Genomic DNA, 22,350 nt, shown 5'->3' with positions numbered 1-22,350 from the left:
TGCGGCCTACAGGAGCCGGCTATCTCTCGTAGTTGAGGGCAAGCGCGGTGCGGATCGCCGCGGCGCGCTCCGGCGCAAAGTGGGATGCGCCGTGCTCGAGCAGGTCGAGGAACGACAGCACGCCGCCGCGCGAACCCCAGCTTCCTTCCTCGATGATGCGGAAATTGACCCACCAGGCCGGGGACGGAGCCTTCATCCCGAGGGCGTCCGCCAGCGCGGTCTGGATGTTGCGGATGACCGCGGCGCGATCCTCGCGTGTCCAGCAGCAATCCATCGCCGCGACATCGACCACCATGACGTCGCTCGGTCTGTCGGAGAGCAACTCTCCGCCGTGTGCGATCATGTCCAGCGGGCGCTCGGCAAAATGCACCTGATAGCCGCGGCGGGCTTCGGGCGCGAGTTTGCCGACCTCCGGCACCAGCACGGCATCCGTCAGTGTCCTGGCCAGAACGCGCCGTTGATCTGCATTCAGCCGCCCTTGCGGCGTCATCACATGGATAAACGTCATCACGCACTCCTGTTGCCGGCCATGCTACCAGATTATGACGCGCGGCATAGTCCAGATCGGGCTGGCTATGTCAAGTGTCATAATTTAGAATGGGGCATCAAGCCGAAAAGGATTCGCGATGTCCTCCGATACCCGCGCCAAGATGGTGGCCGGCGCCGCCGATCTGGTGAGCCGGCGCGGCGTCAATGCGACCAGCCTGCGCGAGGTGGTCCGGCATACCGGCACGCCTCGGGGGTCGATCGGCCATCATTTCCCGCGCGGCAAGCAACAACTGATCGAGGACGCGCTGGTGTTCGCCGGCGCGCAGGTCAGCGGACCGCTTGAGCACCTGACCCGCTCGCGCGGCGCCATCGCCGGTCTTCGCGCCTTTATCGCTTTGTGGCGCCAGACGCTGCAGCGGTCGAAGTTCGAGGCCGGTTGTCCGGTGCTCGCGGTAGCCGTCGAGCAATATGTCAACGACGCGACGGAAAAAGACGGCGAGCCCGACGAAGCCGCGCAACAGCACCTGCTCGATCTGGCCGACGGGGTATTTGCCGACTGGCAGCGGATCATGTCCACGGCGCTGCGCCAAGAGGGCGTGGCGCCCGCGCGCGCCCGGCGGCTAGCGGCACTCGTCATCGCATCGGTGGAGGGAACGGTCGCGATGTGCCGCGCCGCGCGCAGCGCCCAGCCGCTCGACGATGTCAGGCAGGAACTCGAACTGGTGCTTACGGCTTCGCTGCCGAAGTGAAGCCGTTCGACATGCGTCGCTTCAAAACGTCGGCGGCGTGCAGGCGCTGATGACTTCGCAGGGTTTGGCGCCGACGCAGCGAAAGCGGTGCGGGCGGCGGCTTTCGAAATAATAGGCGTCGCCGGGATCGAGAATGCGACGCTCGTCGTCGACGGTGACCTCCAGCCGGCCGGAGACCACGATGCCACCTTCTTCGCCCTCATGGATCAGCGGCACCCGGCCGGTGTCGCTACCCGGCTCGTAGCGTTCCTTCAGGATTTGCAAGGTGCGGCCGAACAGGTTGTCGCCGACCTGGCGGTACGAGATCGGTTTCTTGCCGATTTCGGTCAGCTCATCGGAGCGGTAGAACGCCTTGCTCGGGCGTTCCGGCTCGATGGCGAAGAATTCCGCCAGCCCCATCGGAATGCCGTCAAGGATGCGCTTGAGCGCGCCGACCGAGGGGTTCATCTGGTTGGATTCGATCAGCGAGATCGTCGAATTGGTCACGCCCGAACGCTTCGCCAGCTCGCGTTGCGACAGTTTGTGACGACTCCGGACGAACCGCAGTTGCCCACCGATATCGACGCTCATCGCAAATCCCTGTTGCAGGTGTTTCGGATCGAACAAATATGACCTTATGGGGCCAACAAAATCAATGGCTTGCGGGAGCGCAGAAAAGGACTTGTTGTGACTTCTCAACCGTGGCCCGGTACGAGTCTAGGTTTGACGCGTTTTCTGACGTGAACCGGTATCCACTTCACTTGAAAACGCTTTTGCAGCAGCTGCCAGCAAGGAGCGACGCCGTGACCGTTCATCAAATTCCGAACACCCTACAGACCGACGCGTTCTGGATGCCGTTCACGGCCAACCGGCAGTTCAAGGCCGCGCCCCGCCTGTTCGCCTCCGCCGAGGGCATGCACTATGTCACCGTCGACGGCCGCAAGGTGATCGACGGCTCGGCTGGCCTGTGGTGCGTCAACGCCGGCCACGGCCGCCGCCAGATCGCCGCCGCCGTCGAAAAGCAGTTGATGAATCTCGACTTCGCGCCGTCGTTCAATATGGGCCATCCGATCGCGTTCGATTTCGCCGAGCGGCTCGCCGCTATCGCGCCGAAGGGACTCGATCGCATCTTCTTTACCAATTCGGGTTCGGAATCGGTCGATACCGCGCTGAAGATCGCGCTGGCCTACCAGCGTGCCGCCGGTCAGGCGACCCGGACGCGCCTGCTCGGCCGCGAGCGCGGCTATCACGGCGTCGGCTTCGGCGGTATGTCGGTTGGCGGCATGGTGAACAACCGTCGTGCTTTCGCGACGCATCTGCCTGGCGTCGATCACATCGGCCACACCTACGACCTCGCCCGCAACGCCTTCTCCAAGGATCTGCCGGCCCATGGCGCCGAACTCGCCGACGATCTCGAACGGCTGGTTAATCTCCATGGCGCGGAAACCATCGCCGCCGTCATCGTCGAACCGGTGCCGGGCTCGACCGGCGTGCTGCCGCCGCCGCAGGGCTACCTGCAGCGCCTGCGCCAACTGTGCGACAAGCACGGCATTCTCCTGATCTTCGACGAAGTGATCACCGGCTTCGGCCGGCTTGGCACGCCGTTCGCCGCCGATTATTTCGGCGTCACGCCTGATCTCATGACGACCGCGAAGGGCATCACCAACGGCACCGTGCCGATGGGCGCGGTGTTCTGCAGCCGCAAGGTCCACGACGGCTTGATGGTTGGCCCGGAAAACGCGATGGAGCTGTTCCACGGCTACACGTACTCGGCGCATCCGGTGGCTTGCGCCGCCGGCCTCGCGACGCTCGACATCTACAAGGACGAGGGATTGCTGACGCGCGGCGCCTCGATGGCCGAATACTGGCGCGATGGGCTGCATTCGCTCAAGGGCCTGCCGAACGTGATCGACATCCGCAACGTCGGCCTGATGGGCGCCGTCGAACTGGCACCGCGCAAGGATGCGCCGGGCGCGCGCGGCTATGAACTGATGGTCGATTGCTTCAATCGCGGGCTTTACTTCCGCCAGAGCGGCGATGCGGTTGCGGTTTCGCCGCCCCTGATCGTCGAGCGCAACCATATCGACGAAATGGTCTCGATCCTCGGCGACGCCATCAAGCGCGTGGCCTGATCCTTGCTCGATAGAAACCGCCGGCAAATGAAATGCCGGCGGTGCTGTATTGGAGCAAGTCAATCGTGAAAGTCATCGTTCTCGGCAGCGGCGTGATCGGCGTCACCACGGCGTATTATCTCGCGCGCGCCGGCCATGAGGTTACGGTCGTCGACCGTCAGCCGAAGCCTGCATTGGAAACCAGTTTTGCAAATGCAGGCGAAGTCTCGCCCGGTTATTCGTCGCCCTGGGCCGGGCCCGGCGTACCGGTCAAGGCCATCAAGTGGCTGTTGATGCGGCACGGCCCGCTGGTGATCTGGCCAAAGCTCGATCCTGTCATGTGGATCTGGATGCTGAAGATGCTGCGTAACTGCACCTCGGCGCGGTACGCCGTCAACAAGAGCCGGATGATCCCGATCGCCGAATACAGCCGCGATTGCCTGCGCGCATTGCGCAGCGAGATCGGCATTCACTATGACGAACGCAGTCGCGGCACCTTGCAACTGTTCCGCAAGCAAGCGCAGCTCGACCATACCGGCGGCGATATCGCGGTGCTCAGGCAGTATGGCGTGCCTTACGAAGTGCTTGATCGCGACGGCTGCATTGCCGCCGAGCCCGCGCTCGCTGGCGTCCGGGAAAAATTCGTCGGCGGCATGCGGTTGCCGCAGGACGAGACCGGCGACTGCCACATGTTCACCGAGGCGCTCGCGGCCGAAGCTGCGAAGCTTGGCGTGCAGTTCAAGTTTAACACCGGCATCGAGCGGCTGGAGACGGACGGCGCAAAGATATCCGGCGTCGTCACCAGCGCCGGCACGTTACGGGCCGATGCCTATGTCGCCGCGCTCGGAAGCTGGTCGCCCCGTTTGCTGAAGCCGCTCGGCGTCTACGTGCCGGTCTATCCCGTGAAGGGCTATTCGATCACGGTACCTGTCATCGACGAAGACGGTGCGCCGGTCTCGACGGTGATGGACGAGAGCTACAAGGTCGCGATCACGCGCCTGGGGAAGCGCATCCGTGTTGGCGGCACCGCCGAAATCTCCGGCTATTCGAAGAGTCTTGATCCGGCGCGGCGCGCAACGCTCGATCACTCGCTGACCGACATGTTTCCGCGCGGTGGCGATCTCTCCAAGGCGACGTTCTGGTGCGGCCTGCGTCCGATGACGCCGGATGGCCCGCCGGTCATCGGCGCAACGCGCTACTCAAATCTGCATCTCAACACCGGCCACGGCACGCTGGGCTGGACCATGGCCTGCGGCTCCGCCCGCGTGCTGGCGGATCAGTTGTCTGGCGGCAAGCCCGACATCGATGCGAGCGAACTGACGATCGATCGGTACGACCATCGGTTTGGGTGAAATCGACGACCTCTCCGCCGTCATTGCGAGCGAAGCGAAGCAATCCAGCCTTACCGCACGAAGAAAGAACTGGATTGCTTCGTCGCTTCGCTTCTCGCAATGACGGGAAGGCAAACCCAGCCCCTCTACCTTACCCCTCCGCCACCGCTTCGCTCCAGGGCTGGAACGGTTCGGTGGCGCCGCTGTTGGCGGAGCCGTCGCGCAGCACCACGCTCGGACAGGCGAACTTCATCGGCAGGGTCTGGATCCGCGCTTCCTCGTAGTCAAAGCGTGCGCCGAGTTCCTTGCGCACGGGCGCCGGCAATCTGATGTCGCCGATCACGACCGCGCCTTCGCTGGCGTCGATGCGCGGCGTATGGATCGCGGCATCGAGATCCATGCCGTAGTCCATCACAAACGACAGAAGCTGCGCCACCGCCGGCAGGATGCGGCGGCCGCCGGAGGCGCCGATCGCCACGCGCCTTCCATCAGAGCCTTGCGCCAATACCGGCGTGTAGTTGGTCAGGCAGCGTTTGCCGGGCGCCAGTGAATTCGGCGTACCCGGCGTCGGGTCGAACCACATGATGCCGTTGTTCATGGTGACGCCGGTCTGTGGTGAGACGAATTTCGAGCCGAACGTCGACAGCAGGGTTTGCGTCACCGCCGCCATGTTGCCGTCGCGGTCGACCGCCGAGAAATGCGTGGTGCAGGCCGGCGCCAGCGCTTCGGCGCCGAGCGCGCGGCGGCCGTCGGCGTCGCCCATGTCTTTCAGGCGTTCGCGATAGGCCGCCTGCAGCGCCGACGCATAGGCGACGTAAGCCGTTGCATCCGGCCCACCGCGCGCGGGCTTCAGACTCTGTTGCAGCAGGCCGAGCGTGCGCGACAGCGTCGGTCCGGCGGTAAGTTCGGGCGTCGCGAATACCTTGCCGCCGCGATAGGGGATCGCGAGCGGTTCGCGCAGGTGCGCGCGGAACGGTGCGAGATCCTCGACCGACAGCGCGCCGCCGGCGGCCTGGATGTCGGCGGCGAGGCTTTTTGCGAGATCGCCCTCGTAGAAATCGCGCGGGCCGGCGGCGGCCAGTTGCGCCATCGTCGCCTTGAGCCGGTCCTGCGGCATGCGGACATGGGACTTGATGCCCCATGGCGCGTTCGGCGGCAGGCCGTCGACGAGATAGGCGGTGGCGCCGGCGGGATAACGCCGCAAGTCGGCGGCCGAGCTTGCGATCATCAGCGTGGTCCACCAGTCGACGCCAAGGCCTTCGCCGGCGAGTGCTATGCTCGGCGCCAGCAATTCCTGCCACGGCAGTTTGGCGTGGCGGCGATGCGCTTCCTCCATGCCGGCGACCACGCCGGGCACCGCGATCGAACCGGGGCCGTGCAGGTTGCGGTCGTCTTTCACCCGCGCCCACGGGAACAGGTCGGAGGCGGCGCCATCGCCGGTCAGCGGATAATCCTCGACGCGCAGGCTGCGCGGCGCGCGCATGCCGTAATCGATCACCTCATAGCGGTCTTCTTTCGCGCGGTAGAGCACCATCGCGCCGCCGCCGCCGAGCCCACTCATCCAGGGCTCCAGCACGCCGAGGGCAAAGGTGGTCGCGATCACGGCATCGACGCAATCGCCGCCGGCGGCCAGTACCTCGGCGCCGACCTGCGCCGCCTTGCCCGATTGCGCGGCGACGATGCCGCCTTTGGAAGTCACCGCGGGTTTGCGAATTTGTTGGGTGTTGGAGAACTGGTCGTGCATGGATTTGCTTTCGATATTTTTGACGGTGGCGTTGGCCGGCGATCCCGCGCCTCCCGTTTCAGTTTTTTTGCTCTTTTTTCGGCCTGCTGATCGATAGCGCCGCCGCGTGCCGGGAACAATGGGTTGGATGATCTAAAGTCAGGCCTGCCGTGAGTTAAAATCATGCCGGACGGGCCGTGGTTTGAATTGGCCGGAAGCGCCAACAATGGCACATTACGGACGCCAGAAGCATCTTGCAAAGGAGCTGGCTTGACCGCGGACGCCTTTATCCATCTGCCCGATCTGCGCGACCGCGTGACGCAGCCGGCGCAATCGCTGCTGCGGCTGACGCCGGAGATGTTTGCGATGTGGGAGAGCCGTGCCCGTGCTGCGGGATTGCCGGCAAGCTGGCGGCTGTCGGATGAAGCGATCGAGGCGTCCCGGCTGGCGCTGCTCGGCGACCACCAAAGTGGCGAGGACCTGTGGATCTACTCCTACGGTTCGCTGATGTGGGACCCCGGCTTTCACTTCGCCGAAGTCCGGCTCGCCGACGTCGAAGGCTATCAACGCCGCTTCACGCTCCGGATCGATCTCGGCCGTGGCTCGCGCGACCATCCGGCGCTGATGCTGTCGCTTGAGCAGCAGCCAGGATGCTGCCGCGGCCTCGCGTTCCGTATCGCCGCTGCCGACGTGCATGCGGAGTCGGCGATCCTGTGGCGCCGCGAGATGCTGCGCGGCGGCTATGCGCCGGCGATGGTACCGATGACGACGCCGCAAGGGCCGATCACGGCGCTGGCCTTTGTCTCCAACACCGCGCATCCGAGCTATGTCGGCGAACTGCCGTTCGCGGAGACCGCGGCCACCATCGCGCGCGGCAAGGGCGTGCTCGGCACCAACCGCGAATATCTGGTGCAACTGGCGATGCAACTGGAAGCGCTGGGTATCGTTGATCCCTATGTCGCGCAACTCCATGCCAGCATCAGTGCTGCCTGACGCGGCCGGTCGTCTGGCGAATTCCTCATCCCGGAATGCCCTGGGATCCGACATCCTGACGCAAGTGCAGGCGCGGAATTAGTTGCTATAGTGGAGGGCAAAGCACGCCAAAAAGAACCGGGATCGGAAATATGGCCGAAACGAACAAGGGTGAGGGATCGCACCACGAAGTCATCGTGATCGGCGCCGGCGTGGCGGGCATTTACCAGATCAAGCGGCTGGCCGACCTCGGGATCGACGCGCTGGTGCTGGATGCCGCGCCCGACCTCGGCGGCACCTGGTACTGGAACCGCTATCCCGGCGCGCGCTTCGATTCCGAAAGCTATACTTACGGTTATTCCTTCTCGAAGGAATTGCTCGAGGAGTGGCACTGGAAGGAACGCTTCTCGGCTCAGCCGGAAAATCTGCGCTACCTGAATTACGTCGCAGACAAATTTGGCTTACGCAAATACATGCGGTTCAACTGCAAGGTCGAAAAGGCCCGGTTCGACGAGGCGCAAAATATTTGGCACCTCGCGCTCGCCGATGGCAGCGAATTGATCTGCCGTTTCGTCGTGCTGGCTGTTGGACTGCTGTCGGTGCCGACGCCGCCCCGGCTGGAAGGGATGGACAGTTTCAAGGGACGATCGTTCCATACCTTCTACTGGCCGCATGAACCCGTCGACCTGACCGGCAAGAAGGTCGCCGTCATCGGTACCGGCGCCACCGCCATTCAGATCATCGGCGAGATCGCCGACAAGGTCGGCGAATTAACCGTGTTCCAGCGCCGTCCGAACTGGAGCGCGCCGCTCAACAATAGTCCGATCTCCAACGCGGAGATGGCCGACATCCGCGTGCGCTATGACGATATCTTTGCGGCCTGCTCGCGCACCCCGGGCGGATTCGAGCATGAACCTGATCGGCGCGGCTTCCACGAAGTCACCCGCGAGGAGCGGCTGGCGCTGTGGGACAAGCTTTATGATGAACCCGGCTTTGGCATCTGGCTGAGCAACTTTCGCGAGATCTTTACCGACGAGGCGGCCAATGCCGAGTTCTCCGCCTACATCGCCGATCGTATTCGCAGGCGGGTGAAGGATCCCGTGACCGCGGAAAAACTGATTCCGAAGGATCACGGCTTTGGCGTGCAGCGGGTGCCGCTGGAGACGCGCTACTTCGAGGCCTACAACAGCGACAATGTGCATCTCGTCGATATCAGCGAGACGCCGATCGAACGGATTACCGAAAACGGCCTGCGCACCAGTGTGCGCGACTACGAATTCGACGTCGTCGTCTATTCCACCGGCTTCGACGCCATCACCGGCGCGTTCGATCAGATCGACATCAGCGGCGTCGGTGGCGAGAAACTGTTCGACAAATGGCGGGACGGTCCGTCGACCTTCCTCGGCATGCTCGTGCACGGCTTTCCGAATTTGTTGATGCCGACCGGCCCGCAGAGCGGCTCGGCCTCGACCAACTTCCCGCGCGGCATCGAGAACGGCGTCAACTGGTGCATGGACCTGCTTCAGCACATGTGGAATCGCGGTTATGTCAGCGCCGATCCGACGCTGGCGGCGCAGGAGCGCTGGACCGCCCACGTTACCAAGATGTACGCCATCATGCTGATGCGCAAAGCCAAGTCGTGGTTCACGGGCTACAACTCCAACGTTCCCGGCCACGAGCACGGCAAGGTGCGTTATTTCGTCTACAATGGCGGCACGCCGAAATATGTCGCCGCCATCAACGATGTCGCGGCGAAGGGGTATGAGGGGATCGTGTTCGGTAGCGAGGCGCGGTCCAACGCGGCGGAATAACATGTAGGTGGGTTAGGCGAAGCCGTAACCCACCATAGTCTTGCCGCGGTGAAGGAAGTTGGTGGGTTACGCTACGCTAACCCACCCTACGAAGGCAGCTTGACCGGTGGCAGATGCAATTCGCGTCGCCGCGCCATCTCGCCATAGAGCGCTAGAATCCTGTGGTCGAGTTCGGTGTCACCCGCCTGTTCCGCGGCTTCATGCAGGCGAATGATCAGGCGGCGCAGCCGGGCGTTGGCTGCATCAAGCGCGACAAGCGAATAATCGCCGTCGGATGTTTCCGCCGCGTCGCCGGGCAAGAAGCCATGCCTCGGGCCGGCTTCCGTGATCAGTGCGCGGAGTGCTGCGTTTTCCCATACCCGCACGGCGGCGCCGTCGGCGCTTTCGAGCGCAACCAATTTGTTGACGAGGGCGATCAGGCGAAGCCGCGCTGCCGAGAACAGGCCGGCGTCCTCCGCCCGCGGCGGCGTCATCAGCGTCAGCACGCAGCCGTTGAGCAGTTCCGGCACCGTCGGCGTCATGACCAGCCCTCCTCGACCAGCCGCGCCAACAGGTCCGCCATGATCCGGTCGTGCCGGCGCGCGGTGTAGGTGCCGGTAAATCCAAGCACCAGATCGTTGCTGGCGATGAACTCCTTGGCTGACGTGGTCCAGATCGCGCAGCCTTTCACGGCGCTGAACAGTTTCCACCACGCCAGCACCGAAGGATCGACGCGCAGCCCGCTCTCGCGCTCCCAGATCGCGATCGCTTCCGCTTCGCTAATCGTGCCGGCAACGCGGGTTTCGTCGAAATGGCTCCACATCGGGTCGAAGCACCAGGCGAGATCTTCGACGGCGTCGCCGAGATGCGCCATCTCCCAGTCGAGCACGGCGATTATCTTTCCGCGTCCATCGTGCATGAAGTTGCCCGAGCGGTAATCGCCATGGACCACGGAAATCTTTTGTGCCGGCTTTGGCGGATTTCGATACAGACGCCGGATCGCGGCATGGACGATCGGCTGCGGGTGACGTTCGTCGCGCACGATCACCGCGCTCCAGTAGTCCAGCGCCACGCGCCAGCCATCGGCGGGGGCAGGGGCTGCGCAGCAATCCTTGATCGGCAGTGTCGCCGGGTCGCGGCGGGCGATGCGCCCGAGAATCCCAAACAATTCGCGGCCGATGGCGCCGGCATGTTCGCCATAGGGTTCGAGGTTCATCACCGACGGCACCTGGCCGCCGTCGATCCGGCTCATGATGAAGAACGGCCGCTCCAGCACGCCGCCTTCGGTTTCCAGCACCAGCGGTTCGGGCACCGGTACGCTGCCGTGGAACGACCGGTAGGCCATGAATTCGGTTTGCCGATCCGTATCGATAAGCCCGCCGACAGGATCGCGCCGCAGGATCATGCCCCTGATTTTACCGCCGACCTCCGCATCGAAGCGGTAGGTCTCGCGGCTGGCGCCGCCGGGAATCCGCGAGAGATCGCGCACCGCGACGCTCTCGCCCCAGTACTTGCAGAGATAGTGCTCCAGCCGCCGGCCGAGCGCATCGCCCGAGGTCGGCCCATTCATGGGGCGAAGTCCAGCGTGGACTTGAACCCGGAAGGCGCATGCGGGCCGAGCGCCAGTTGCTCCAGCACGCCGCGCCCGCGATGGACGCGGCCTTGCGCATCGCGGCAGCTCACCTCGCACAGCGCCTGAATGTGTAGATGTTGTTGTTGCCGCACGTCGACATCATCAAGCACGATGTCTTCGCGTTCGACCGCGAGGTCGCGATGGTTGAGCCCATGCGCCCAATTGGGATGGCCATAGCCGAGGCCGAGCATGAAAAAATTGTAGACCGGCGTGAACGTCGCTTCTAACCGTTGCGAACCTTCCCCCAGCGTGACGGTGGCCGATGTCGCGTGCCGCGTCCCGGATTTCCAGTTCACCAGTGCGGTGGCGTGTTCGATCTCGCGCAGCGGAGCATTGTCGGGCGCCCAGACCGCACGCCGGTTCCAGGGCAGGCCGGCTGCGTCGTCGTTGGAATGGAAAAACAGACTGGCGTTCTCGAAATTGGTCGGCGACCACAGCCAGAAGAATTGCGGCGGCGCCGCCGGCGCCAGCGCCTGCGGATCGCGAACGCCGACGGGGCGAACGCCCCACGAGCGGTCGCGGGTGCCGACGAAACCGTCGACCTGTTCGCGAACGCCGTCGAGTTCGATCCAGCCTTGATAACGCCCGTTCTGCGTCAGCCTGGTATAGTCCATCAGCGTGCGCGGGCCGATCCGCCGGATGAAGCGCGGCTCCTCGATCGGCGCGCTGCGGCCGGTGAACACGATATCGGCGGATAGGCCATGGTCCGGTGCATCGACGATCACGCGCAATTTGTGCAGGGGCTCGACGACCTCGATCGTGATAGGGCCGACGGCGAGGTCCATCCGCTCCATGTTGAGGCAGCGCGAGGCATGCAGCGCGGTCTCGACGCCGTTGCGGACCACGACAAAGGCGGCATCCGCGATGTTCAGATGCGGATAGACGCCGAACGCCGCCGCGAAGAACGCGGTGTTTCCGGGCTCCGTCGAGTAGCCGTTGAAGAAATAGCGGTCGTAGAAATTGCGGTCGGTCCCCGCATAGGCCACCGGCTCCGGTGTCTGGTGGATCGGGTAATCATCGCCCTTGCTCAGCGCCAACGTCTTCGCTCCCGGTCAACCGTGGCGTTTTTCGCCATTCTGGGAGGCGGAGAGTAATGGGGCGGGAGTTGAATGCAAGGGCAGGGTGGCGTCCGGTCGCCGTTCACGACCGCGGCGCGAAGCCATAGCGAAACGTGCAGCTCGGGGCGCCCTGCATCAGGGTCTGCTCACGCGCGAGGCTGACTTCGCCGCCGGCAGCCTGGACGATATCGAAATCGGTCGCGCAGACCAGCAATGCGCCGAGCTCGGGCTCGCCGAGTGCGCGAAAGAACGCCGCGAATCGGCAATGCGTGACATCGAATTCCAGCGCTTCCTCATCGTGCCTGACCATCTCCACCGTCACCTCGCGCTCGGTGACGTCGGCCAGCGCGGTGTGCATCGCCGCCCATTTGCGCCGCGGGCTGCCCTCGAGGCTGTCGCCGATCGCGAACAACTGCTGCGACCAGTCGCGCAAGGCTTGCCGCGCGATCGCATCGGCTTTTTCCTGGCCGAGTTCGGCGCGCAGGGCTCGCAGCAGCGGTACCAGCACCTGGGCCTGGATCCGCGTCTTATCCAGCAGCGACAGTCTGACATCGACCATGTAGTCGTCGAGTACGTTTGTCATGGGATCTTTCCAGCGCTGTGATGCTGAGCATTTTTCCGATCAGGATATTGCCGGCGGCGCCACGGCGGCAAACGAGATAATTTAAGCGATTGACCCAGAAAATCTAATGCATGACAGTCGACGAAACGGCCTAATATCCGGAACCAACATGAGTTACCGACTGCCACCCCTCAACGGCCTGCGCGCCTTCGAGGCGGCTGCGCGCCATCTGAGTTTTACGCGCGCCGCCGACGAACTTAGCGTGACGCCGGGCGCTGTGAGCCAGCAGGTGAAGTCGCTCGAGGGCGTGCTCGGCATCACGCTGTTCCGGCGGCTGCCGCGCAGCCTGATCCTGACCGAGGAAGGCGAAGCCTATCTGCCGTCGATTACCTCGGCCTTCGATCTGATTTCCAGGGCGACGGAAAAGTCGGCGCCGGCGCTGCGCGGGCGCAAGTTGCGGTTGGGCGTCGCGCCGCGGCTGCTGAAGCCGGCCACCGCCGCGGCGCGCAAACTGCGTCAGGCCGCTGTCGGCAACGACGCGGTGATGCTGAAGCTCACCGACGATCTCGCCGAGCTGTTGAACGGCAAGCTCGACATGCTGCTTCGCGCCGCCGGCGGTTCGCACCCCGGTCTGCATGTCGATCGCCTGGTGCTGGCGGGCGCCGACGCTACGCCGGCCGTGCTGTTGACCTTTCCCGGCCTTGCCGGATGCCGTGAGCATCGCCGGCTGATCCGGCGCCTGCAGGAAGCGACGTGAGCCGAAATCGCCATCCGGCTCTATGTGGTTTCATGAACCTCAGTGTCGCTGCTTGCCGGCTTTCGATTGGAGAGGCAAAGCTGGGTGAACTCCGCCAGGAACATCAGCGCGGACCGGCTGGGCAGGAAGAAATAGCCTCCACCGTGAACCGTCACAAAGCTCTCGGCCCCCGGTAGCGACAACGAACCGGCCGAGGTCGGTATCGTGAATCGCGTGGATGCACCCGGCGGCTTCACCGACATGATCGGGTCCGGTTCGTTGGTCAGCCCGGCAAAGCTGGTAGAGCCCAGCCACGACTGCTGGATGAACTCGAACTGGCGCTCGAGATCGGCGCACAGGCCGATGAACAGAAGTCCCTTTTCGCCTTCCTGCTGATAGGATCTGCCACGCCGCAAAAGACGATGCCGGTTGGTGATCATCAGTTGCGAGTCGTCTCCCGGCGCCAGGCTGCCACGCGGATTAGTTCGGCGGATATGTGCGCCGAACGGACAAAAGAGACCCTGGGGGTCATCGACCCCGAAGTTAAGGTCGGTATCCGTCCGCATGCGCTTCTCATGGCGAGCTTGCCGGTCGGGCGGGTCGGCCCGCTCGGCTTCGCCGGCATCCGTGTTGGCGGCGTCATCAGGCGGAGCGGGTCCGACCGGACGGTCGATCAGCGGCACGCCGTCATGCCAGCGCCCCATCATTTTGGCTTCGACCCAATCCCACGTGACCGGCCCGCCAATCAGATCCGGCAGCAGGCCCATCGTCTCATCCACCAAATTCTCGGCGCAACGCTCGGCATAGTCATGGAACTTGTCGACGTGCTGTTCGAGTTGCCGGATCGCCAGGAAGCTGCCGTTCCGTCCGAAGTCGCGCGCCTGCGGGCGCGGATCCTGAAAGGCAGAGAAGCGGGTGTCTTCCGGTGCCGGAACGGATCCCAGCCGGTTGCCGGTGTCACTCTCGCGGGCGACCACAGGCGTCGGCGGGTAATAGCCCTGGTTGCTCTTGTAGCCGAGCAGGAACTCGCCCGGCGCCATGATGTCACGGGGAGATGCGCCGCGTGCAAAACGCTGGGTGCCGCTGATCACCGGCTGCGAGATGCCGTCGCGGAAGCCGAAGTGCTCGTAGTTGATACCCTTGTCGGTAGGCTGGGTGTTGAGTTCGGTGACTGCAAGACCTGCGCCGGCCAGCTTCGAGCGATGCAGACCGAACAGGCTGTCGCAATCGGCCTGCGATTTTCCATACACAAGAAGTGCGACGTGAACCGCCTTGTCGCTGACGGCATCCGACCAGCGCCATGACGACGGTTCGGAGTCGGCATAGTCGCCGAGAATGCGTTGTCGCGACGACATTCCAAGATTGAACGCGGCAGGGAATGTCGCCACCGAGCCGGTTTCGTCGTCGCAGTCCGGAAGTCCGAGGTAGGACAGGCCCGCCGCGGTAAAGGCGACGCAGGTTGCCGAATGCTCCCCTTCACCGGTCAGCGGCCGGTCGCCGAACGTGACCGCAAGAGGACCGAGCTCCGCTGCGAGGTCACGGCGTTTATGCGGATTGATGACGGGCACCAGCGACGTCAGCCACTTGACGCAGATCTCGCGATCGTCGGGCAGGCGGATGGCCGCGAACTTCATGAAAGGAAGCCGCTTGAAGCCGCGGAACACCACGGACTGCACCTCCTGCGTCTCGATCACGGTGTCGGTCTTCGGCATCGAGCCGAAATAGCTGAGCCAGGCGCGGGCCTGCGAGTCCGTGGTCGCCCGCGCCAATTCCCAGGAGATCACCGCGTTGTTGCGTATCTGATCGGCGGTGAGATGCGAGAAGTGGTGGAACCAGAATTGCGACGGCAGCTGTTGGCGGCGCACCCAGCGCTTGAAGCGATCGCCATCCTGCGCGCCGTCCTCGGTCAGCCATTTGGTGCGCGGAAAACCGACGGCATTGCTCCAGGCCGCGTTCTGGCCCAGATAGGCCTTGGTGATGAAATCCTCGAGATAACTCTCCCAGCTGCCGTCGTAGTTGGAGAGAAATACCAGGCGTTCCGATCCCGGCGGCCGGAACCAGCGCGCGAAATGTATTGTCCCCATGTTGACGATATAGCCGGGACGGAAGGCTCTGGCGACGACGAGTTCGATTGCCCACAGCGCGACACCGAGCGTGAGTTTCCGGAACCAGCCGGGTTTGAGCGGCGAAACCGACAGAAAATGATTTTGCTCGCAGTTGGGATCGTTCTCGCGTTTCGCGATCTCGCGAACCTTGGCGAGATCGGGGTCGAGATCTTCCGGCCTGTCGTTAACGTCGGCCCAATGCAGTCGTGCTGCGAATGCGCCGACGATGAGGCCCACCAGCGTAGCGGTGCCGATGCATCCGGCCACCAGCGCGATGGCGCATTGCCCAGCGGTGGTCAGAAGGTCCGCCGCTGCAAAGGACAGGGAGAAGTCGTACCACTTGAAACACAATACGCTGACGATCACGGCGATCACCGCCAGCAGGATGTAGATCGGGCGCAGCGTCGGCGAGGAAAGCACCGCGGCGAGACGGCTGTCCGGCCGCGTCCAGCAGAGTGTCTGCGGTTCCTGACGGCTTGGGATCACCAGATAGCGCTGGAATGCGGGGCCGCGTGCCACCAGCGCCTTCATGGTTGGATCACCCATTCCGCTCAGTTCAGAATCGCCATGGATGAGGCGGCGAACGAATTGCAGGGCGGTCGTGGCATGGCTGCCGAGGCCAGCGTGAATCTGGACGAAGTAGCCGACGGCATCGCGGCAGAATTTCGCCAGTTCCTCCTGCTGCCGGATGCTTGCGATCGACTGGCCGGGCAGGCCGTAGAAGCACAACCCGGTGTTTCCCCATGGCCGCGCCTTGAGGTCGATCGAGCTCGCTCTCAGCAACTCGGCCAGCGCCGGCCCGGTGCCGGTCTCGACGGGAGCCGTGTCACCGTTCGCGGCCGAGCGGAACAGACCGAGCAGCCATGGACTTGCGGAAGCATCGACCGCGTCGATCAGCGCATCGCAACTGCCGTCGCCGTTCACTTCCAGCAGCAGGTATGGCGCCGGGGCATTCGCATCCCCGAGATCGATGGCGTTGAGCGAAGCGAAATGAATGAGGTCCGTGCGCCAGAGTGCGTCATGGATATTCGGCTGCGGCTGCGCGCCAAGAGTTTCGATCGCGTGACGCCACGCGTTGAGGTCGGCCTTCTCAGTGAGCGGAGCCAGCACGGTGACCATGCTCTGGATTTGCGATCCAAAGGCAGGCTTGAACTCCATGTCGAGGCGGCGGGGAAACACGCCGACCCGGTAGATCTTTCCCAACGCGTCCTTTCTGACGCGCACCTCGTCCCTGGACAGCAGCGATTCGAAGATCTCGGTGATCTGCGCCATCGCAAGCGTCTTGCCAAGGCAGGCATGAACGCCGGATCCGAACACCAGTTCATAGCCCTTCGACTGGTGGTCGCGCATCGCTGAGGCGGTCGCGACCAGCAAGACCGATCCGGCGGCAATCCGGTGTGAACCCGCTGTGGTCACGATGCCGTCCTGCGCGGCATAGCGCCACTGTCCGGGGTTGAGCGCCGGATTTAACCGTGCCGCCTCGAACAGAAGTTGCTCCAGCCGGTCGCGCGCCGCCGGGTCGTCGCTGCTGCGGGCTTGCTTTGCTGCCGCGGCCACCGCATCCAGTCCGTCCGGCTTCCGCAACAGCTGCTCGAGGATGTTGCCGGCCGCAAGCGTCGTGGTCGGGATGAATCCGGTGATCATGCCCACCATGATGGCGCGGATCTCATCGTCCGAAATGTGGGTGTCGCGGAGACGTTGCAGGATCGTCTTGCCCAGTCCCTCGATCGGCGCAGGCGAGGGGTTGATCGAAAGCCTGACCAGGCCGGCATCGATCACGGATCGGACGCGCGATGCCCCGGCAAGAGCGAGCTTGCGGGTTGCGGGTTTGCCGAACGGATCGGCGAACAGCACTGCCGAAATCGACATCGACCATTCGGCGAAGGCGTCGCGGTCGTCGACATCAAGCCCGAAGAATTCGGCGCAGGTCTCGGACGCTACCCGGGTGATGAGATCCTTCATGACATCGATGCGCCCCTCGGACGCATCGAGCAGCGTATCGGCGATCTGCCGTGTCCGCTGGATCAGCCATTTCGCGTCCTGTTCGCCGATCAGGCCGCGAATGAGCTCGTGTTGACGCTGCTGCTCGGCACCTTCGAGACCAAGCACGAACGTCGCGGCACCGCCGCCGAGCTCCTTCATCTCCGGGCCATAGGGCACGCGGAAAATGTCATGCTGCTTGAGCACGTCGCGCACGTCGGCGTCGCGGGTGATGATGACCAGCCGGCCGAACTTCGGGATCGGCCACACTATCCGGAACAAAGCGAACACTACCCGCAACGACCACAGCCAAAGCCGCCGGAAGAACGGCGACCAGGATCGATCGGCGCCGAGGTCGTTAAAATCAAATGCATCGTCGTCGGATGCAGTCTGGTCGACGGATATCGTCCCTGCCGCGTCGATCCTGTATTTCAGCGTCCACCCGGCGAATAGTCCCCCTGCCGCCTTCGCGTCCCCCATAACGTCCCCTTCGTTCTGAAATAATCCCGGCGCTTCAATGTCGTGAATGGTCGCCTTCGGCCGCGAGCCGGGTGCGGCCCGCCGCGACCGAAGCGACTGACTCGGCAAACCGATGGTTCACCGAGCGGTCTTCAAATGGAATCCAGTCAATATACGTGGTGGTAAAGCGCGGCCTGACGGCCCGGAGTTCTTCAAATGCCACCTGGGCCTGCTGCGTCTCGCCCAACCTGAAAAGTGCGTCGATCTTGATCATATGGGCGTACCAATATTGATCCCGGCGAACGATGGCCAGATCCGCATAGGCAATCGCTTCCCGGTATTCGCCAAGCAGGCTGGACCGCATGGCCAGTTCGCCGAGAACGAAGAACAGGTGCACGTCGAACGGACTGAGCCGTCGCGCCAGTTCGAGATGCCCGCCGGCCTGATCGGACTTGCCGCAAAGGTTCATGGTCGAGCCGATCTGGGCGTGCGCAATGGCGAGGCTCGGCGTCAGTTCGACCGCCTGGTAGAGCAGGTCCAGCGCGGGTTGCATGTGCCGCAACCACGTCTCCGCCGTGCCGGCAAGCCAGTAGGCCCGGCCGTCGGATGGATCGGCGCGCATCGAGCGCTGGGCGAGCCGCCGCATTTCCTGCACCCGATCCCCCGACTCTCGACCGGTCCAGATCGCCCAGGCCAGTCCATGGGTAACGTTGATCAGGGCTTCCGGGGAATCAGGATCGAGTGCGAGCGCCTTGGCGAACAGCTCCTGCGCTTGATCCGAATCCGTGTGCTGCAGGCGATTGAGGTGCCAACGGCCGCGCCACAGCAGATCAGTGACGTTCGCGTTCGACGGCATCCGTTCCCGCGCGCTTGACCGTTCGCCATGATCGATCTTGGCGCCGAGATGCGCCACCAGCTCCTGCAGGCATTCGTCGAACGCCGTCGCAATCACCGATCGGGCGATCTCGATCCGTTTGGACCAGACCGCCTGAAGTCGCGCCCCCTCATAGAGCGTGACGTCGATCCGCATCAGGTCTGCCGCGGTCCGGATCGAGCCGTCGAGGAAATATTTGGCGTCCAGTCCTCGCGCTTCGTGGCTGGTGATGGTCGAACCTCGCGGCTCACCGGAGTCGCCGGCGATCACCGCCAGCCACCGCACGCGTGACAGGCGGTTGATCAATTCCTGCTTGAAACCCTCGGCGAAATAGGCGTCGTCCGGATTGCCCGTCAGGTTTGCAAAGCTCAGGACCGCCAGCGAGGGGCCATCGCTGGCGCGCTGTCCCGGCCAAGTGGGGCTGGGCTTGGAACTGGCGGCGGCCGGAGCTGGCTGCGGTGCGGGTGCGGCCTTGGCCGGAGGGTTCTCAGCTAAGCGAGTGCGTTGCTCGCGCAACCAGTCTTCAAAGGCTTCCTCGCCGGGAATGTCGATTCCCTCGAGGAACTCGCCTGCCTGACCGGTTCCGTGGGCGCCAGCCTCATCGTCGGGTTCGAAAATGTCGATGCTGACGATGTTGAGGTCGAGCCGTACCCGGTCCCGCTCGCAGATCAGCGGCGTCCAGGACGGGCGATTGAGACGCTGGCGCAAATCCGATAACTCGCGCCGCAGGCTGCCGTTGGCCTCCTTCGGCTCACGGCTACCCCACAGTTGTGTCTGGAGCCAGCCACGGGCGCGCTCGCCGTCCTTGGAAACGGCAAGCATGGCAAGCAGCGCCGCGCCCTTGCGGCTGGAAATTACAATCCGGCGCCCTTCCGGGTCCACAACGCTGAATGGCCCGAGAAGGCGAAGCTTATATTTCGACGTCCACGTCAGCATTTAGCAGCCATCCCCGGCCGCGATGATAGCCGACAAAACGCAACTTTCACGCTTTTTTTTCGATTTCTGAACGCTGCGGTCGCGGTTCGAGGACAGGGCGATGGCAGGTTCGACCGCACGCTGAGGTTGGGGAACTGCGAGCGGCAAGGGCTGTCGGTTTTTCCGGGTTCCGCGGGCCGGGTGCGTGGAGGTCGACCTCGACGCGACTGCGGTTACGACGACCCGGAAAACATTTTACGCGAAGGTTGCAGATGCAGAGTTCGGTTCAACGCTCCGGGCCAACAGTTCGCAAGGTGAGAGTCTTGCTGGCTGTCCTTGCATCGATTGCGAATTTTCATTCCGCCGTAGCCGAAACCGGCACCTGGTATCCGGACGATAGTTTCATGCAGGTCAATGTCGCCTGTTCTCGCCGCTATGTCTGCGCTCCGGCCACCGACATTCTCCACGATCCGAATTCGAGGGTAGTGACCACGTCTCCGGCGCTTGTGTGGGGGGTCTGTTCCGCTTCGGACGGGCCAGCGGACAGTTGCAACGTGTGTCTGACCAATCCGCCGGCGAGCGCGTGTGAGTGGCATATGGAGCAAAGGTAGTGCGCGCCCGCAAGGTCATTGAACTCGCCTTTGTTGCAGCGACTGCACTGTCGGTCAGCCCCGCAACGGCCGCAGATTTTCTCTTCCTGAGTTCCAACCAGAAATTCGACGCGCTGGATTGCGACAAGAAGGGCTTCGACGGGATCATCGTCACCGGCGACATCAGTCTTGCGCCTCGCGCAGACAAGTCGATTCAGATCACGTGCGGGATCATTCGCTTCGAAGCCGGCGCCAGGCTCACGGTTGCTGCAGACTTCTCGATGAAGGCGCTCGTGCGTCTCGAAGGTCCCGTCGAAATCGTTGCGAACGCACCGCCCCCGCCGACGCAGGTGATCATCGCGAAGTCGGTTGCCGCCGACGCCGATGGCGGTGACAAGGGAAACGCCGGAAAGAATCTGCGCGGTACCAACATCTGCACCTCGGCTTTCACCAAAGCGTCGGACGCGGAAAAGATGAACGGTGCGCGGGGCGAGGATGGCGACCATGGTTTGCCCGGGCGTGACGGCGTCGCCGGCAGCAACGGAATTCAGGGCTATGCTGTCACGCTCTCCATCGGTGGGTTTCGCGCCGATACCAAAGTAAAAATCACAAGTCGGGGTTCGGACGGTTTGAACGGCGAAAATGGCGGGCGCGGCCAAAACGGCGGGCGAGGCGGCGACGGCGGAGGCGGCGCCAACGCACGTCCACCTCTGCCGTGCCGTTCTGCCGACAATGGCGGCGACGGTGGTGACGGCGGCCACGGCGGCAATGCCGGCCGGGGAGGAAACGGTGGCAATGGCGGCCGTGGCGGTCGCGGCGGCACGATTACGGTCTTGGTGCGTACCGATGTGGCTCCGCCCAAAAGATTTCTGGCGATGGACAATCTCGGAGGAAAAGGCGGCCGCGGCGGCAGCCCGAACGTCGCCGGCGAAATCGGCAAGGGCGGAGCAGGCGGCCGCGCCGGCCGTGGCGGACTTGCGTTTCTGCTTCGCAGCGCCGGCGAAGACGGCCGTACGGGCAACGATGGATCGGATGGTCAAGCCGCGAGCGCAGGATTGCCGGGTGCTGACGGCCGAATCGGAATGTGGGGAGAGGCAGATGCGTCAGTCGCAAAATAGCTGTCATCAAGAATGGAGAACAAGGATGTATCGCAACATTGGTTCGGCTTCGCTGTTGTTGCTGGCGCTCGCTCCGGCGGACGCGTTTGCGGCGGACATCGTCTGGAATTCTACAAAAACCTTTGGCAGTTTCGACTGCCGGCCCAGCGCCGATCGGATCGTGATTTCGGGTGTCGTGAACCTGGTGCATCCCGACGATGCGGACCTGCGCAAGCCTGCCAAATACATCACCATCATCTGTCCCAATCTCAAGTTTGAACCGTCGTCGAAGCTGACGAGCGATAGCAGCCTCGACATCAAGATCGAAAAGGTCGTCGCCGGGCCGGTCTTCATCGAAAGCACCAGAGGAAAATCGGGCGCGGATGCTCCGCAGACGCCGGACCGGTGGCAGCAATCGGTGGCCTCTTCGGGTGGTGGAGGCGGAGGCGGAGGCAACGGAGATGACGGGGAAGATTGCTGGAAGTTCGGACATGGCTCCAGCCCGGGGGGCGACGGCGCCAAGGGTGGAAGAGGAACAGACGGCAAGAACGGCGACGTCGGGGCCGATGGTTTGACCGGACTGAATGGCTCGAACATCCGGCTGATTGCCGGCGCGTTCGACAAGGACGTCACGATCGAAACCAACAGCGTCGGCGGTGAAGGAGGAAGGGGCGGCCTTGGCGGACGCGGTCAAGATGGCGGGGCGGGAGGTCCGGGTGGCGGCGGTGGAGAAGGCGGCGACAGCAAAGGTTGTCATGACGCTTCACGCGGCGGTTCGGGCGGTTCCGGCGGCGATGGCGGCAACGGCGGAAATGGCGGGCAGGGCGGCCAGGGCGGCAACGGCGGTCACGGCGGCGACATTCGCGTTGGCCTGAAGGTTGGAAGCGAGCCGCCGGGCTTGCCCAAATACAATGTCGACGGTGGTGCAGGAGGATTTGGCGGCGTTGGGGGCCAATTCGGCGTTGGTGGCGCAGGCGGACCCGGAGGGCATTGGGGACGAGGTGGAAAAGGCTCCAAGTTCCCGCTCTTCACGAAAGACGACGGAAGCAACGGATACGAAGGTGCGTACGGCGCCCCGGGTCATGATGGCAAGCCGGGACCAAATGGGCTTAGCGGTCGCGCCGGCGACGCCGGCACCTTCGGCGGAACCAAATGGGGCACGCTGTCCGAAGACGACTTCAACAAGAATTTCTAGGA

At 63.8% G+C, this 22,350-nt stretch carries 17 protein-coding genes; 8 read left to right on the top strand and 9 right to left on the bottom strand.

Annotation, left to right across the window (positions count from 1 at the left end; all coding sequences use genetic code 11):
- Positions 1-19: 19 nt before the first annotated feature.
- Positions 20-508, bottom strand: coding sequence for a tautomerase enzyme (locus BLS26_RS11040; protein WP_092510969.1), 489 nt, complete (start codon positions 506-508; stop codon positions 20-22).
- A 118-nt stretch (positions 509-626) separates the two neighbouring features.
- Here BLS26_RS11040 and BLS26_RS11035 point away from each other — a divergent pair, with 118 nt between their 5' ends.
- Complete coding sequence (locus BLS26_RS11035) at positions 627-1,238, top strand: TetR/AcrR family transcriptional regulator (protein ID WP_092510967.1); 612 nt, start codon at positions 627-629, stop codon at positions 1,236-1,238.
- Positions 1,239-1,259: 21 nt separating this feature from the next.
- On the opposite strand, the gene BLS26_RS11030 is transcribed toward BLS26_RS11035, so the two are convergent.
- On the bottom strand, positions 1,260-1,808 hold the full coding sequence (locus tag BLS26_RS11030; protein WP_092517925.1) for a cupin domain-containing protein: 549 nt from the start codon (positions 1,806-1,808) through the stop codon (positions 1,260-1,262).
- Positions 1,809-2,020: 212 nt separating this feature from the next.
- Between BLS26_RS11030 and BLS26_RS11025 the strand changes: the two genes are divergently transcribed.
- Positions 2,021-3,349 (top strand): aspartate aminotransferase family protein, encoded by a 1,329-nt coding sequence (locus BLS26_RS11025; protein WP_371360801.1) that lies wholly within the window; start codon positions 2,021-2,023, stop codon positions 3,347-3,349.
- Between the two features lie 65 nt (positions 3,350-3,414).
- The gene (locus tag BLS26_RS11020; protein ID WP_092517921.1) at positions 3,415-4,680 is read left to right on the top strand and encodes a D-amino acid dehydrogenase; all 1,266 of its coding nucleotides are present in this window, start codon (positions 3,415-3,417) and stop codon (positions 4,678-4,680) included.
- A gap of 130 nt (positions 4,681-4,810) precedes the next feature.
- Here BLS26_RS11020 and BLS26_RS11015 read toward each other — a convergent pair whose 3' ends face one another.
- On the bottom strand, positions 4,811-6,403 hold the full coding sequence (locus BLS26_RS11015) for a gamma-glutamyltransferase family protein (RefSeq protein WP_092510964.1): 1,593 nt from the start codon (positions 6,401-6,403) through the stop codon (positions 4,811-4,813).
- A gap of 249 nt (positions 6,404-6,652) precedes the next feature.
- On the opposite strand from BLS26_RS11015, the gene BLS26_RS11010 reads away from it, so the two are divergent.
- Positions 6,653-7,375, top strand: a complete 723-nt coding sequence (locus tag BLS26_RS11010; protein ID WP_092510962.1) for a gamma-glutamylcyclotransferase — start codon at positions 6,653-6,655, stop codon at positions 7,373-7,375.
- Between the two features lie 131 nt (positions 7,376-7,506).
- Complete coding sequence (locus tag BLS26_RS11005) at positions 7,507-9,165, top strand: NAD(P)/FAD-dependent oxidoreductase (RefSeq protein ID WP_092510960.1); 1,659 nt, start codon at positions 7,507-7,509, stop codon at positions 9,163-9,165.
- Positions 9,166-9,251: 86 nt separating this feature from the next.
- Here BLS26_RS11005 and BLS26_RS11000 read toward each other — a convergent pair whose 3' ends face one another.
- The 4 genes from BLS26_RS11000 to BLS26_RS10985 all read right to left on the bottom strand — a co-directional run bounded on the left by BLS26_RS11000 (position 9,252) and on the right by BLS26_RS10985 (position 12,418).
- Positions 9,252-9,686: a hypothetical protein gene (locus BLS26_RS11000; protein ID WP_092510958.1), complete on the bottom strand. Its 435-nt coding sequence runs from the start codon at positions 9,684-9,686 to the stop codon at positions 9,252-9,254.
- Positions 9,683-10,714 (bottom strand): phosphotransferase family protein, encoded by a 1,032-nt coding sequence (locus tag BLS26_RS10995; protein ID WP_092510956.1) that lies wholly within the window; start codon positions 10,712-10,714, stop codon positions 9,683-9,685. Before BLS26_RS10995 ends, BLS26_RS11000 begins: the two co-directional genes overlap by 4 nt.
- Positions 10,711-11,814, bottom strand: a complete 1,104-nt coding sequence (locus tag BLS26_RS10990; protein WP_092510954.1) for a hypothetical protein — start codon at positions 11,812-11,814, stop codon at positions 10,711-10,713. Before BLS26_RS10990 ends, BLS26_RS10995 begins: the two co-directional genes overlap by 4 nt.
- 103 nt (positions 11,815-11,917) lie before the next feature.
- Complete coding sequence (locus tag BLS26_RS10985; RefSeq protein ID WP_092510952.1) at positions 11,918-12,418, bottom strand: L-2-amino-thiazoline-4-carboxylic acid hydrolase; 501 nt, start codon at positions 12,416-12,418, stop codon at positions 11,918-11,920.
- Positions 12,419-12,566: 148 nt separating this feature from the next.
- On the opposite strand from BLS26_RS10985, the gene BLS26_RS37105 reads away from it, so the two are divergent.
- On the top strand, positions 12,567-13,154 hold the full coding sequence (locus BLS26_RS37105; RefSeq protein WP_092510950.1) for a LysR family transcriptional regulator: 588 nt from the start codon (positions 12,567-12,569) through the stop codon (positions 13,152-13,154).
- A gap of 20 nt (positions 13,155-13,174) precedes the next feature.
- Here BLS26_RS37105 and BLS26_RS10975 read toward each other — a convergent pair whose 3' ends face one another.
- Together BLS26_RS10975 and BLS26_RS10970 are read right to left on the bottom strand one after the other, a co-directional pair.
- The gene (locus BLS26_RS10975; protein WP_092510949.1) at positions 13,175-17,698 is read right to left on the bottom strand and encodes a hypothetical protein; all 4,524 of its coding nucleotides are present in this window, start codon (positions 17,696-17,698) and stop codon (positions 13,175-13,177) included.
- A 34-nt stretch (positions 17,699-17,732) separates the two neighbouring features.
- Positions 17,733-19,487 (bottom strand): hypothetical protein, encoded by a 1,755-nt coding sequence (locus tag BLS26_RS10970; protein ID WP_092510947.1) that lies wholly within the window; start codon positions 19,485-19,487, stop codon positions 17,733-17,735.
- Positions 19,488-20,076: 589 nt separating this feature from the next.
- Between BLS26_RS10970 and BLS26_RS10965 the strand changes: the two genes are divergently transcribed.
- Positions 20,077-21,174, top strand: a complete 1,098-nt coding sequence (locus tag BLS26_RS10965; protein ID WP_092510945.1) for a hypothetical protein — start codon at positions 20,077-20,079, stop codon at positions 21,172-21,174.
- 25 nt (positions 21,175-21,199) lie between these two features.
- Positions 21,200-22,348 carry a collagen-like protein gene (locus tag BLS26_RS37055; protein ID WP_172804581.1) on the top strand — a complete coding sequence of 383 codons (1,149 nt, stop codon included), beginning with the start codon at positions 21,200-21,202 and terminating at the stop codon, positions 22,346-22,348.
- Positions 22,349-22,350: the final 2 nt, after the last annotated feature.

This window comes from Afipia sp. GAS231, from assembly GCF_900103365.1.
In the GTDB taxonomy this organism is placed as follows: domain Bacteria; phylum Pseudomonadota; class Alphaproteobacteria; order Rhizobiales; family Xanthobacteraceae; genus Bradyrhizobium.
The sequence above is the reverse complement of the archived record's forward strand: the minus strand, read 5'-3'. Positions and strand labels throughout refer to the sequence as shown.

Bases quoted from the DNA above. Each gene is read 5' to 3' on its own strand.
- BLS26_RS11040 (WP_092510969.1), bottom strand. From the start codon at position 508: ATGACGTTTATCCATGTGATGACGCCGCAAGGGCGGCTGAATGCAGAT.
- BLS26_RS11035 (WP_092510967.1), top strand. From the start codon at position 627: ATGTCCTCCGATACCCGCGCCAAGATGGTGGCCGGCGCCGCCGATCTG.
- BLS26_RS11030 (WP_092517925.1), bottom strand. From the start codon at position 1,808: ATGAGCGTCGATATCGGTGGGCAACTGCGGTTCGTCCGGAGTCGTCAC.
- BLS26_RS11015 (WP_092510964.1), bottom strand. From the start codon at position 6,403: ATGCACGACCAGTTCTCCAACACCCAACAAATTCGCAAACCCGCGGTG.
- BLS26_RS11005 (WP_092510960.1), top strand. From the start codon at position 7,507: ATGGCCGAAACGAACAAGGGTGAGGGATCGCACCACGAAGTCATCGTG.
- BLS26_RS11000 (WP_092510958.1), bottom strand. From the start codon at position 9,686: ATGACGCCGACGGTGCCGGAACTGCTCAACGGCTGCGTGCTGACGCTG.
- BLS26_RS10995 (WP_092510956.1), bottom strand. From the start codon at position 10,714: ATGAATGGGCCGACCTCGGGCGATGCGCTCGGCCGGCGGCTGGAGCAC.
- BLS26_RS10985 (WP_092510952.1), bottom strand. From the start codon at position 12,418: ATGACAAACGTACTCGACGACTACATGGTCGATGTCAGACTGTCGCTG.
- BLS26_RS37105 (WP_092510950.1), top strand. From the start codon at position 12,567: ATGAGTTACCGACTGCCACCCCTCAACGGCCTGCGCGCCTTCGAGGCG.
- BLS26_RS10975 (WP_092510949.1), bottom strand. From the start codon at position 17,698: ATGGGGGACGCGAAGGCGGCAGGGGGACTATTCGCCGGGTGGACGCTG.
- BLS26_RS10970 (WP_092510947.1), bottom strand. From the start codon at position 19,487: ATGCTGACGTGGACGTCGAAATATAAGCTTCGCCTTCTCGGGCCATTC.
- BLS26_RS37055 (WP_172804581.1), top strand. From the start codon at position 21,200: ATGTATCGCAACATTGGTTCGGCTTCGCTGTTGTTGCTGGCGCTCGCT.